12 protein-coding genes are annotated in these 12,895 nt (G+C 58.9%); 7 read left to right on the forward strand and 5 right to left on the reverse strand.

Annotation, left to right across the window (positions count from 1 at the left end):
• Positions 1-168 precede the first annotated feature (168 nt).
• Positions 169-2,637 (reverse strand): winged helix-turn-helix domain-containing protein, encoded by a 2,469-nt coding sequence (locus tag ELE36_RS13050; RefSeq protein ID WP_165371598.1) that lies wholly within the window; start codon positions 2,635-2,637, stop codon positions 169-171.
• A 236-nt stretch (positions 2,638-2,873) separates the two neighbouring features.
• On the reverse strand, positions 2,874-3,998 hold the full coding sequence (locus tag ELE36_RS13055) for a Kelch repeat-containing protein (protein WP_165371599.1): 1,125 nt from the start codon (positions 3,996-3,998) through the stop codon (positions 2,874-2,876).
• Positions 3,999-4,210: 212 nt separating this feature from the next.
• On the opposite strand from ELE36_RS13055, the gene ELE36_RS13060 reads away from it, so the two are divergent.
• From ELE36_RS13060 to ELE36_RS13085, 7 genes are all read left to right on the forward strand, one after another.
• Positions 4,211-5,428, forward strand: coding sequence for a glycosyltransferase family 4 protein (locus ELE36_RS13060; RefSeq protein WP_129833983.1), 1,218 nt, complete (start codon positions 4,211-4,213; stop codon positions 5,426-5,428).
• Positions 5,429-5,463: 35 nt separating this feature from the next.
• On the forward strand, positions 5,464-6,345 hold the full coding sequence (locus ELE36_RS13065) for a hypothetical protein (protein ID WP_129833985.1): 882 nt from the start codon (positions 5,464-5,466) through the stop codon (positions 6,343-6,345).
• Positions 6,342-6,731, forward strand: a complete 390-nt coding sequence (locus ELE36_RS20390) for a hypothetical protein (RefSeq protein WP_165371600.1) — start codon at positions 6,342-6,344, stop codon at positions 6,729-6,731. The genes ELE36_RS13065 and ELE36_RS20390 overlap by 4 nt, the downstream gene beginning before the upstream one ends.
• 4 nt (positions 6,732-6,735) lie before the next feature.
• On the forward strand, positions 6,736-7,917 hold the full coding sequence (locus tag ELE36_RS13070) for a glycosyltransferase family 4 protein (protein ID WP_165371601.1): 1,182 nt from the start codon (positions 6,736-6,738) through the stop codon (positions 7,915-7,917).
• Complete coding sequence (locus ELE36_RS13075; protein WP_129833989.1) at positions 7,914-8,534, forward strand: hypothetical protein; 621 nt, start codon at positions 7,914-7,916, stop codon at positions 8,532-8,534. Before ELE36_RS13070 ends, ELE36_RS13075 begins: the two co-directional genes overlap by 4 nt.
• Positions 8,535-8,584: 50 nt before the next feature.
• Positions 8,585-9,424 (forward strand): hypothetical protein, encoded by an 840-nt coding sequence (locus ELE36_RS13080; protein ID WP_129833991.1) that lies wholly within the window; start codon positions 8,585-8,587, stop codon positions 9,422-9,424.
• Between the two features lie 80 nt (positions 9,425-9,504).
• Positions 9,505-10,719 carry a DUF2252 family protein gene (locus tag ELE36_RS13085; RefSeq protein WP_129833993.1) on the forward strand — a complete coding sequence of 405 codons (1,215 nt, stop codon included), beginning with the start codon at positions 9,505-9,507 and terminating at the stop codon, positions 10,717-10,719.
• Positions 10,720-10,756: 37 nt separating this feature from the next.
• Here ELE36_RS13085 and ELE36_RS13090 read toward each other — a convergent pair whose 3' ends face one another.
• From ELE36_RS13090 to ELE36_RS13100, 3 genes are all read right to left on the reverse strand, one after another.
• Positions 10,757-11,845 (reverse strand): extracellular catalytic domain type 1 short-chain-length polyhydroxyalkanoate depolymerase, encoded by a 1,089-nt coding sequence (locus ELE36_RS13090; protein ID WP_129833995.1) that lies wholly within the window; start codon positions 11,843-11,845, stop codon positions 10,757-10,759.
• A 114-nt stretch (positions 11,846-11,959) separates the two neighbouring features.
• On the reverse strand, positions 11,960-12,421 hold the full coding sequence (locus ELE36_RS21205) for a hypothetical protein (RefSeq protein ID WP_425480879.1): 462 nt from the start codon (positions 12,419-12,421) through the stop codon (positions 11,960-11,962).
• A gap of 86 nt (positions 12,422-12,507) precedes the next feature.
• Positions 12,508-12,879, reverse strand: coding sequence for a DUF423 domain-containing protein (locus ELE36_RS13100; RefSeq protein WP_129833999.1), 372 nt, complete (start codon positions 12,877-12,879; stop codon positions 12,508-12,510).
• Positions 12,880-12,895 lie beyond the last annotated feature (16 nt).

Genomic DNA, 12,895 nt, shown 5'->3' on the forward strand with positions numbered 1-12,895 from the left:
AGCGTGAGCGGCGGCGATCCGAGGATCGCCGCCGCCATTCAAACCCTCAGCGCCGTATTGAATCTTTGGACGGCGATGTTTTGTTCGGCAGTGAAACCGATCGCACAAATGCCAGAAACTGAAGCTCTTCCTTCGCATATTTACGGCGCAAGTTCGCGCCAACGCCGTCTATTCGTGTGCGACTTTCACCAGCGGTGCGGAGGGCAATGCCGGAACTACCCGTTCCCCAGCCAGACTCCGCGCGCGCGCCATCGCGGTCTCGGCGCTCCCATGCTGCCCGAGTGCGTTGTACAGCCTGGCCTGCAGCAGCGCGCAGTCGAAATCGTGATCAGCCCAACGTGCGACACGCCCGATAACCTCGCTGGCTTGGTCAAGCTTGCCGTCGGCAATGAGCGCGTTGCCGTAGGACACGACGACCGCAGCAAGATCCGCCGGCACGCCCCAGCGTGCGGCATCGTCGAGCGCCGCCGCGTACTCCTGATAAGCCTCGTCGGCACGATGCAGGTCGCGCGCATGCTCGGCGCGGGCAAGTGCGGCGTACAGCGTCGGCGCAGGTTGCGCCGTCTTCCGCGCCCACTGCGAAAATTCATCGAGCTGCGTAGCTGCCTCATTGGCCTGGGTGCCGGCCTGCCGTGCCAGAACCAGCGTACGCCATGCGCGCGCGCGCTCGTATTGCTCATCGACCGTCGGCAACGCCGCCACCGCCGCGCTGGCCTCGCGTGCGGCCGCGCTGTTGTCGCCGGCGCCTAGCGACAATCGCGAGCGCGCGGAGGCGATGTCGCCGGGCAGGCCCGAATGTTCGTCATGCGAAATCTCGACCGCGAGCTGATCGAGCAAGTGCGTGGCCTCGCCGATGCGCCCATTCGCGACGAGCGCCCATGCGCGTTGCACGCCAAGCGTGCCGCGAATGTGCGCGCTGTCATGTTGGTCGAGCTGCGGTTCGATCGCGTCGCTTGCCGCCAGTGCTGCCGTCGAATCGAGCAAGGCCAGATGTGCTTTCACCTCGGCTGCAGTGGTCAGGAACCGTCCGCTCAGCCAACCGAAAAGACGGAAGCAGTCTTTCGCGCGTTGCAGCAGCGGCAGTGCTTCGGCGGGACGCCCGCGTGCGATGTCAAGCGAACCCTCATTCGCATCGACGATCGCCAGCGCGAGCGTATCGCCGGCGAGGCCAAGTTGGACGCGCGCACGCGCCAACGCGTCACCCGCCTCCTCGTAACGACCAAGATTGATGAGCGCACCAGCGAACGCGGTGTAGGTCTCACCAAGTTCAGCCGGCAGGTTCTCGCGCGACCGCAATTTCAGTGCTTCGGTCAGCAGAGGTACGGCATCTGCACTGCGGTCCTCGCGTATCTCGACCGCGCCCAGCGTGTACAGCAAGCGTGCGCGTAACGCCGGATCGCGCTCGGCGGAAACTTCCCCTAGCAGTGCGCGAAGGCGTTCGCTGGCCGTGTCCAGCGCGCCGGCGTGCCAATCGATCCGCGCGAGCATGAAACGCGCGGCGGGCTGGTTGCGCAGCGCCGGTGGCGCGGTTTCGATCACACGCCGAGCGCCGTCGAAATCCGAACCTAGCAGCACGGCATCCGTGCGCTGCAGAAGCTGGTTGATCGTGAACGTCTCCGAGTCTTGTTCACTCGGCGGCGTTTTGCCCAGCGCGATCAGCAGACTATCAGTGGCCGCATTGGCGGCAGCGACCACGTCGTCGGATTGTGCCTCGACCACCCGCTTCGAACGGTCGCCTTCGTGCAAATCCAGTTGCACACGCCAGCCGTTCGCCGTACGCGTGGCGTGCGGCAGCACAACGTAGCGTGCGCCGGTCGCGGCCCATACCTTCGCATAGGGAATCGTTTCAGCTTGTGGAGAAGCGCGAGTGAGCGCGACGATATTGCTACTCGGCACCACGGCCTGGCCAGCGAGATGCAGGCGGCGTCCGATCTGATCCATCAGGCCGAGCTGCAGCCAGAACCAGTCGTCGCCAGCCGTATTGGCGACAGGCATCACCGCGACCGTGCCGTCCGCATCGCGACTGTCGACGCTGCCTTCGGCAACTGCTGTATGCGAGGGTGCCAGCGCCTGCGTCGCCGCAGCGGGATGGTTCTGCGTATCGTGCTGCTGCCATCCGCGGAGCAGCGCGACGAGCAGCGCGACCACAGCCGCGACTGCCAGCACGCCGCTGATCAGGCGACTGCGCGTGCGACGCGATGGACTCGGTGGCATTTCCGGCACTCGCTCATCAGCGCGTGACGCATCCTCCATCGTGGCGATTTTCGCCGGCGCGGTATCAGGCACGTGCGCGGATTCGGTCGTGGCTGCGACCGTGGACTTGGTCGACGTCTCGGCGATCCAGCGGTAACCGAAGCGTGGAACGGTGCGGATCGCAGTCTGCTCGTGACCGGTGTCGCCGATCGCGCGTCGGGCTTTCAGCATCGTCTGCCCGAGCAGGGCGTCACTGACGTCGGCGCGACCCCAGACCGCGGCGATCAGCTCGTCACGACCGACCGCGCGATCACGATGCTCGATCAGGTAGATCAGGCAGTCGAAAACTTTGGGCGATGACGTGACCAACCTGCCATCACGGCGAAGTTCGCGCGTGGCAGCGTCGGCGACGCAGCCGTAGAAGTGGTAGGACTCGTGTCTCATCCGCACAGGGTAACGTGCGCGTACGATGCGCGCCATGCACCGACGCTCGCATTCGCATACATAAGCTGGATACGGTGCTTGTCGCTGCTAATCTGGCGAGCCATGCTCCCGCATCGAACGCGCATGTGCGGCATGAATGCGAAATACAAACCGACGGAAGTTTTGCGGCTACAAACGAGAGTTGACCAAACCATCTAGCGGGGTTCGCAGGAAATAATCTCCGCAGAAAACCGTACTCAACCATCGAAGCCATCCGACAACAACGTGTCGCCCGCCGGATCGTAAATTTCTGCACTGTTGAGATAACCGTCACTGCCCACGCCGGTGGCGATCAACACCTTGCCGTTCGGCAGCAGAGTCGCGGTGGAAAGCCAGCGCGCGGTCTTCAGGTTTCCGTTACTAGCGAACTTGCCAGTAGCTGGATCGTAGCGCTCGGCACCACTGATATAACCAGCACCACTGCCACCTCCCACGATCAGCACTTGGCCGCCGGACAATGTGGCGGTTGCGTTTTGACGCGCCGTGATCATGTCATTACTGGCAACGAATGCGCCGCTTGCCGGATCAAAAAGTTCGGTGCTGGCGAGCGGAATATTGTCGTTACCAAATCCGCCGGCGATCAGTACTTTGCCATTTGGCAACAGACTGGCGACAGTCTGCCGGCGCCCCGCAGTCATGGTGCCGGTGGCGGTGAAAGTGTTGCTGATCGAGTTATAGCGCTGCGCTTGGACAAGATTGACGCCGCTCAGAGAACCTCCGGCGATCAACACTTCACCATTGGCTAGCAAGGTAGCGCTGGCGTATGCGGTGGCCGTCGGCATGTTCCCGGTCGGCGCGAAGTTGCTGGTCGATGGGTCATAGATCTCGCCGGTCGCGAGCGTCGTACCAAACTTGCCGAAACCACCCGCGAGCAGCACGCGGCCGTTGTTGAGCATGGTCGCGGTGGCAAAGGCTCGCCCGGAAATCAGGCTGCCGATGCTGCTGAATATGCCGCTCGCCGGACTATAAAGTTCACAGCTGTCCAGCACATGATCGGCACTGTCAAAACCTCCCGCGACAAGTACCTGGCCGTTGGGAAGTAGTGTTGCAGTGGCGGCATAACGAGCCACCAGCAGATCGCCGGTTGGCGCGAAGGTGCCGTTAGCAGGGTTATAGAGTTCTGCGCCGGAGATGACGCCGTTGTTATTGCGTCCGCCCGCGATCAAGACTTGTCCGTTGGATAAAAGTGTGGCGGCGGTATACACATGCGCCGTGGCCATGCTGCCAGTCGGAGTAAACGTGCTGCCCGCGACGGCTGTCTGCGTGAAAACGGAGGTGGCGCAGATCAATACCAGTGCCGCCGCGGTACGAGACAGCAACAAGTGAATGGACCGGAGCAAGCACGCGATCGAATAGTCTTTTTTGCACATGACGAGAATCTCAAACCTTGTCTTTGGGCGGCCGCCCTTTCAATGTATTACGCGAGTTTTTGAAAAAGGGGACATTGCGATCGGCGCTTGAGAAAATCGGCTGACGGACCTTTTCGCGATGCACGAAAATAGTGCTACGCTCCGCCGGAAATCCGGCCCGCGCCATGCTGCTGACCCAACCGCGATCCCTCTATGCTGCGTTCGACCGGTTCCCGACGTGCAAGGGAGCATCGAACCATATCGCGCGTTTTGCGCCATGCCTGTTCGACTATGCGGGCAGCGGTTTGTTGTACGTGCTTGGCGATACCACGCTGCCGGTGCAGCAGCGCGAAGGCAATGTCGAAATCCTGCGGTTTTCGGTGCCGTTCGATAATTTCCTCGAGCGCGCCACCGCGTATGGCACCTACCTCGAACGAGTGCTCGATCACGCCGCAAGCGGGCTCGCCATCGCGCACTTTCGCGATCCGTGGAGCGGTGTGCCGCTGTTGTCGCGCACGCACGATTACGCCACGGTATACGAGGTCAACGCCCTGCCCTCGATCGAATTGCTGCATGCATATCCGGGCATTGCGCCGCGCACCCTGGAGAAAATTCGTGCCACCGAATTGTATTGTCTCGATCGCTGCGATGCGATCGTCACACCATCGAACACGACGCGCAGCCTGCTCGAATCGCTCGGTGTAAACAGCGCCAAAATCACGGTCGTGCCGAACGGCGCGGAGCTCATCGAGCCATCACCGCGCCCAACCGATGCGCCGCAAAAATACCTGATTTATTTTGGTGCGCTGCAAACCTGGCAAGGCATCGATACCTTGCTGCGCGCGTTTTCGTTGTTGGCCGATATGGATGATCTGCACTTGGTGATTTGCGGGTCGCTGCAATCGCGCGATGCGCGGCGCAGCGAACGTTTCGCGATCAAGCTCGGCATCAATGATCGCATCGTCTGGCGCTGGGAACTTTCGGCGGCAGCGCTGGCGCCTTGGATCGTCAACGCGGAAATCTCGCTCGCGCCGTTGCGTGAGTGCGCACGCAATGTCATACAGGGTTGCGCGCCATTGAAGATTCTCGAATCGATGGCCGCAGGCGTCGTGGTGATTGCATCGGATCTGCCACCGGTACGTGAACTGATTCGCGATGGCATCGAAGGACGTTTGGTGGCGCCGGATCGTCCGGCCGAATTGGCGCGCGCGATTCGTGTATTGATGGCGTATCCCGAGCGTCGCCGCATGATGGGCGAGCGCGGGCGCGAACGTATCGCCAATGAATTCACCTGGCCGCACTCGTTGCAGCGGCTGCGTGATGTTTATCGACGTATCGATCCAGCGCATGCTATTGAACTTGCACCACGCGCCGATGCCGCCTTCACCACGACATCGGCCTGAATCCAAGCCGCTTGAATTTACTCAGGGAGTCCAGGATGTTCTCTTCACTCAATGCGTTCAACAGTCTCTCGCCCGCGTTGCGCACGGCGATCGACAAGAAACAAATCACCGGCGACTTCACCGCACAGGCTCTGCTCGAACAGATGCGCGCACTGGCCGAGTTCGATCGGAAAAATGTGCTCACGCGTAGCCAACTGCGCAAATGGAAGTGGCTCGCGATTGTGCTCGGCATCGTCGTGTTGTTCATTTCGCCATTGCCATTCGTTTTGCGAGTTTGCATTTTCGTGGCGGCGATTGCGGCGGTGATTTATCTTTCGATGATCATACGTCGCCTGTCGCAATTCGCGATTTCCGAAAATTTCAGCCAGGTAGCGTTGCCGTTCATCGCGATCCTCAAACAGGATATGCAAGCGGCGCAAACGCTGTCGATTCGTCTCGATCTCACGCCGGCGATCGTCAGCAAAAAATGTACCGGCACGTCCAAACCCTACGAGCGTGGCGCCTACAAGAAAATTGTCGACACCACGTATCGCGATCCGTGGTTCGATGGTTCAGCGCGGCTGGCGGATGACGCAATCTTGCGTTGGCGCCTGCTCGATACAATTTGCGAAAGCAAACGCAGCAAGCGCAGCAGCAGCGGCAAGACGAAAACAAAGCTGCGGCATTACAAACGCAGCCTAGTCGCGATCGGACTGTCGCTGCCGAACAAATTCTACGGCGTGAATGCTGCGGCAGATCGCTCTTCGCAAAAAGCCACATCGAAAATCACAGTGCATCAAGGCGACAAGCGCAGCGATGTCAAACTCGTGCGCAAGTTCAAGGCGAAGTCGCTGCAACCGCTCGATCCACGCGCCTTGATCGATATGATTTCCGAAGCCTACAAACGTGCCACCCCACCGACGAGGAGCGCCGCATGAGCGGATGTCAATGCAAGAGCGGATTTTTCTCGTTGCGCGATTGTGGCGAACCATCACTCGGACAATGCACCACATGCCAGCGCGCGATGTGCTATGAGCACTCCGCCGTGGCCAGCAAATTTTCGCAATGCCGCGATTGCTGGGCGCGCAGCGAGCAGCAAACCGCGACGACAAATCCACGTACGAACAATGCCAATAATACTTACGATGACGACTGGGCGTATTCGTACCGGCATCAGTATTACGGCAGCGGCTACGCGCCGATCTACCTCGGCTCGCATCACAGCACGTATTACGATCAGTACGACACGCGCTCGTTCAATCAGCGCGAAGGCGAAATCGATGACGGCAGCGACAATACGCGCGCCGGCTTCAACGACAGTTGAAACGATGCGACCGCTGCTGATCACCGAAAACTTTCCGCCCGATCGCGGCGGCATGGCGCAATCCTGCGATCGCATCGTGCGCGGTCTGCGCTCGCGCGGTATCGACCTCGATGTGGTACATCTGAGCTCACGCCATGCTGCGCTGCGTATCGAACAGCACGAGCGCGGGCGGCTGATCAGCTGTCCCGTCGCGGATGACCCGGCGCATGCGCTCAACCTGTTGTGGAATACGCTTGGGCATGATCCGATTCGTCCTTCGCATCTGCTTGCGTTCGGTGGTTTGTTGCCGATGTTGTGCGCACCGAGTTTCGCCGCGTGGATGCACGTTCCACTCATCACCTTGTTGCGTGGCAACGATTTTGATACCGGCATTTTTTCCTTGAGTCGCGGCTGGATGTTGCGCGACGCGCTCGCACGCTCCGCCGCAGTGTGCGCGGTCAGCACCGACCATCGCGACAAGGTGTCGAGTTTGTTTCCTGATATCCGCAGCGAATGGATTGCCAATGGCATCGATGCGAACGATTGGGCCGTGCTCGATATTGATCGCAATCAGGCGAGCGCATGGCGCGCCGCACAGGTGCGCGACGGCCAAACGGTGATCGGCTTGTTCGGTCATCTGAAGCGAAAAAAAGGCGGCCTGTTTTTTCTCGATGCGCTCGAAAGCTGCGAAAACGCAGCGCAGGCGCACCTGCTGATCGTCGGTGAAATCGAAGCCGAAATGCTCATACGTCTGCAAGCCTTGCCACCGCATATTTCGTGGACGCACGTGCCGTTTCTCGATCGGCTCGAACTGCTGCGCTGGTATGCAGCGTGTGATTTTGTGGCGATTCCGTCGCTGTACGATGGCATGCCGAATGTCGCGCTCGAAGCCGGCGCGCTGGGCCTACCTGTGCTCGGCGCGATGGTCGGCGGTCTTGCCGATCTGCTGGTCGACGGCGACAACGCGCTGACTTTTGCGCCGGGCGATAGTCACGCGTGTCGACGCGCGCTGGATGCCGCCATCGAAATGCCGGAGTCAATGCGACAAACGTTTGGCCGCAACCTGCAAACCACGGTGTTGCGCGAATTCGACCAGCGCATCGAAGCACGCCGTTATCACGAATTGCTGATAGAAACCGCATCGAGCGCAGCTCGCGATATGCGCACATTGATCACGCCAATCCATCTCAAGGAATACCAGACATGACCGCGCGCATCCTGCTTGTTTTGAGCCTGTCTGGATTTTTCTTCGCGAGTAACGCAGCGCATTGCGCAACGGCGACGCTCACAGTAGATACCGCCGCAAGCGCGGTGATCGCCGCGGCAAAGGGCACGGAAAAAATCACGATCACGATCAATGCCGGTCATGTCGAAATCATCACGACCAGCGTGAAACTGATCGGTGACAAAATCGGCGACAAACGTTATTACCATCGTGGCCCGGGCGGCCCGGCGTTGGTCGAAGTCAAATCCGAATCCGCTGGTTTCAAGCTGCGCGCACCGGACAGCAAGCTGTTATGGAAAATCAAAATCGGCGACGACAAGATCAAGGTTAGTGACAACGAACAAAATGCCAACGCATGGGCGATCAAGACCGATCACGCCGACAAGGCGAAGATCGTCGATCCGGCCGAGCGTCCTATCGGCGAGGTCAAATTCAGCAAGGAGACCGGCAAGACCAAGCTCAAGGATGGCGACGATGTCGAGCAGTTCGTGATCGAGGCCGGCAAGTTTTCCGCGGCTTATGGTGTGCTGCTCATGAGCGGCATTCCGCGCGAGTCGGCACTCGTGATCGTTGCCGAGTTGATGGCGCGCGGACACTGAGCAACGCGCTCGCGCAAACATCGTATTTTTGCCGCGCGCAAATCGAAATCATGCGCCTGATCTATTACGCGATCGGCGGTGGCCTCGGCCATCTCGTGCGCGCCAAGGCGTTTCTGCAGATGACCGGGCTCACCGCGCAAACCACGGTGCTGACCAACTCGGAGTTTGCCGACGATCCGCGTATTGTGGATGGTTTGAATATTCTTGCGGTACCGAATTCGTTGCAGGAAAATGCCGCCGATTTTCGCGCGTGGTTGATCGGGCAAATCGAAAAACTCAATGCCGAATGCATTTGTATCGACGTATTTCCCGCCGGAATTCTGGGCGAATTATGCGATCTGCCAGACAGTCTTGGCGTTGAGTTCTGGCATATCGCGCGCCTGCTGCGCTGGGATCAATATGCGCCGCTGATTTGCGGCTCAGCGCCGCGCTACACGAGAGTCTGGCGTCTTGAACCACTGCATCCAACACATCAGCAATTTCTCGAAGCGCACTGCGATCACATCGAAGATATTGAACTGATCGATGCGCCGATGCCAGAACCCATCGAATGCGCCGATCCGTTCTGGCTGATCGTGCATAGCGGACCGACATCGGAAGTGGCAGAAATCATTGCTTACGCTGCCGAGATTCGCAGCATCGAAAACCGCGAGATCGAGCTGTGCGTCGCAAGCAAACAACCGCCCGGCAAGCTGCCCGCCGCAACTCGAATTCTGGATGTATTTCCCGCACAGATTTATTTCGCCGCTGCCGAGCGCATCTTCAGCGCAGCCGGATTTAATATGATGCGGCAAATGCGAGCGTACCGGCAAAAACATGTCGTGCTGCCGATGCCACGTCGTTACGATGATCAGTTCGAACGCGCGCGTCGTTGCCATATCGCGCAATGACTGCACGCTGCGATCGTCGGGTGAGACGACGTGGCATAGTTAGCGACCTGAAATTTTTACCAAAGCAACCAGACGCAATCATGGCCGACAAATTGATCTCGCCGCAAACCGCCAAAACCCGCGCTCAATCACTGCAACAGCGACGGGCCTTGAAGATGGCTGCATCCGCGCATGCCTATGTTCGCGGCAACACGGTGCAGTTCTATGAATGGCTAAACGAGCACGCCGGAAAAGCGATACCTAGCGGGCCGGACATCTGGATTTGCGGCGATTGCCACATCGGCAATCTGGGCCCGGTTTCGGATGCGAGCGGTAATGTTGACGTACAAATTCGCGACCTCGATCAAACCGTCATCGGCAATCCGGCACACGATATTATTCGCCTCGGCCTCTCGCTGGCGATGGCCGCGCGCAGTTCGGATTTGCCGGGCGTGACCACCGCCAGAATGCTGGAAGCAGCAATGAGCGGATATCGTCTCGCCCTGCGACAAAAGCCCGGCGCAAGCGTAGTGCCAAAGGTGATCGCATCAACCTACAAAAACGCACTGCAACGCAAATGGCGACATCTCGCGCGTGAACGTCTGGATGGCACCGCGCCGAGCATTCCGCTTGGCAAAAATTTCTGGCCGCTCATGAAACCCGAGAAAACCGCGCTGGACGAATTGTTTCAACAGGAATCATTGTGCGCGCTATTGACGAGTCTGGAGCAACGCGATTCGGACAGCGATGTGCAGCTGCTCGACGCCGCTTATTGGGTCAAGGGTTGCAGCTCACTCGGTGGTTTGCGATTTGTCGCACTCGCCGCTATCGGCGAGGACACGAAGAATATCGCGCCACGCAATTTATCCCTCGTCGATATCAAACAAGCCAGCGCTGCAGCGGCACCGCGATCAGCCACGGCGAGCATGCCGCGCGATAACGCCGAGCGTGTAGTGACTGGAGCGCGCCATCTTTCGCCGCATTTGGGAAATCGCATGCCGGCTGCGCGTGTGCTCGGCAAACCCGTGTTTGTGCGTGAGCTCTTGCCACAAGACATCAAATTCGACATGCACCGGCTCAACATCGATGAGGCGATCGGTGCGGCACAATATCTTGCGCAGGTTTTGGGTCGCGCGCATTGGCGACAAATGGATGCAGCGACCCGAACAAGCTGGGCCAGTGACCTCAAACGTGCGCATACTCGCACGATGGATGCGCCATCGTGGTTATGGTCGAGCGTGGTCGATCTCATCGCCAAACATGAAGTGGCGTATCTCGCACATTGCCGAAAATATGCGCGGGGCTTGCGCCGGTAAAATTCGTGCGCAATCTTTTCCGGATGGATTTTTTCGATCAGCGCACAGGCGCCTGACTCTGCGGCAACGCGAAGAAAAAACGCAGCATTTCTGCTGATGCATTCGGGCCGGTCGAGTCCGTATACGATCCGCTGCGGTCGCCTCCCGACCACGCATGTCCTGCGCCATCGATACTCCAGCACTCGATCATGGTATGTCCCGCTTGATCGCGATAAACGGTGCGATCAAAGCCACGTCCGCCGGCTTCTCCGCGACTTTGTACTTTGGACAGAGACGTTGCGCTGCCATCTGTAGCGAGAACGTGCTGCACAATGATGCCGGCATTTTTTTCTGCCACCGTGGTATCGCGATTGCCGTGAAATATGATTGTCGGCATCAGCGTCGTGTGCCGATGATTGCGCGAGGATTCAACCGTGGCATCGTGCAAACCTTGCATGGCGCGAAACGCAGAAGGTGCGTCGTGTGCGGCGGCGTATGCCAGCCCGGAATGAATGCCTATGCCGGCATAAATGTCCGGGTAGGTTTCGCCAAGAATTACAGCCATCGCCGCGCCCGCCGAAAGCCCCGCAGCAAAAATGCGACGATCGTCGATCCGAAAATTTCGTGCGACTTCCTGCGTCATTCCAGCGATAAGCGATGGTTCGCCGCAATCGCGAAGTTGATCTTCGGTACGAAACCAGTTCCAGCATTTCGAGCCGTTGCCATTCGCTGACTGCGCCGGATACAACACGAGAAATCCATGTTTTTCGGCCAAGTTATTCATCTGCGTCCCCGCCGCAAAATCATCGGGCGACTGCGTGCAGCCATGCAGCATGACGATCAGCGCAAACGTGCGCTTGGCGGTCGCATCATAACTATGCGGTACGTACAACTTGTAGCTGCGACTGCCTGCGGAATTGCTGAAAGAGTGCGTAGTGAAACGCTCTGATCTATCGTTCTCATGAGCTGCATTTCCAGACGTGCCAGCCCTGTCGTTTATTCCCATCGTGCTCGATGCCGCAACGGCGGATACATGCGGACTCAACCCGGCGACATTCAGCGCTTGCAAAATCGTCGCCGAAATATTCGAGTGCGATTGCTGACTCTCGCCACTGCGTCGTTGAATTCCGTTGAGCATGGAATCCATCAATCCTGTGATCTTTTTGCCTTCAACTGGCTTTACTGCCGCGCCCGCCAATTTGGTAGCACTCAGACCATTACGCCAACCTCGGAAAATTTTCAAACGACCTCCAGCCAAGATTCAGCGAATACGCGCGGCGAGCGCGGTGCGCACCGCCGCGGGCGCGTGCAACGCACCGAGAACCTCGATCGATGCAATCGTTGCCAGCGCCAATTTCGCCGATACATCATCGGCAATTCGCACCAGGCCGACGACTTGGATATCCAGCATCTGTCGTTGCGCCTGCATGCGTTCAAGTTCACTGCGACGAACATCGTGCAGGCCGAGAACCAACGTCCGGCGCGCTACGGTTCTTTTGATTTCTTCGCCATGCACCGTAAGTTGATTACGAATGGCGGTGCGGATCAGATCGGTGCGATTGGAATAAAATCCTTCCTGCACCAGAAGGTCAATCTGACCGAGATCGACGACGCCCAAATTGATCGTGAGTTTTTCGGTATCGGGCGCGACGCGCCTTGGTTCTGCAGTAGTGATCGTTTTCATGACATCCACATACCATCCATATGGATGGTATGAAAACATCGATCACGAAAAATAGCAATCGGCAGAACACCGATACTCGACCATGAATCGCATGAATCCGGGTAGGGGAACCTCGGGCTGCTTGGCTAAGCCTTGTGCCAGAAGCTGATCGCGAGCGCGCTCCAGCCGACCATCAAGGCCAAGCCACCGATCGGGGCGACGGCGCCGAAAATTTGCAAACCGGCGAGCGCGATCAGGTACAGGCTGCCGCTGAAAAATACGATGCCGACGACGAAAGCCCAGCCGGCGATACGCAGCGGAAAATGCTCACGCTGCGCACTCAGTGCGGCGATACCGAGCAAGGCCAGCGCATGGTAGAACTGGTATTGCACGCCGGTCTGGAAGATTGCAAACGATGTGTCTGGAATCACACCACGCAAAGCATGCGTGCCGAACGCGCCAAGCATCACGGCAGTCAGGCCGAAAAAGCTGGCGATGATTCCGAAGCAACGTTGCATGAGGTTTTCGCTGCCT

It is taken from the genome of Pseudolysobacter antarcticus (genome assembly GCF_004168365.1).
Lineage (GTDB): Bacteria > Pseudomonadota > Gammaproteobacteria > Xanthomonadales > Rhodanobacteraceae > Pseudolysobacter > Pseudolysobacter antarcticus.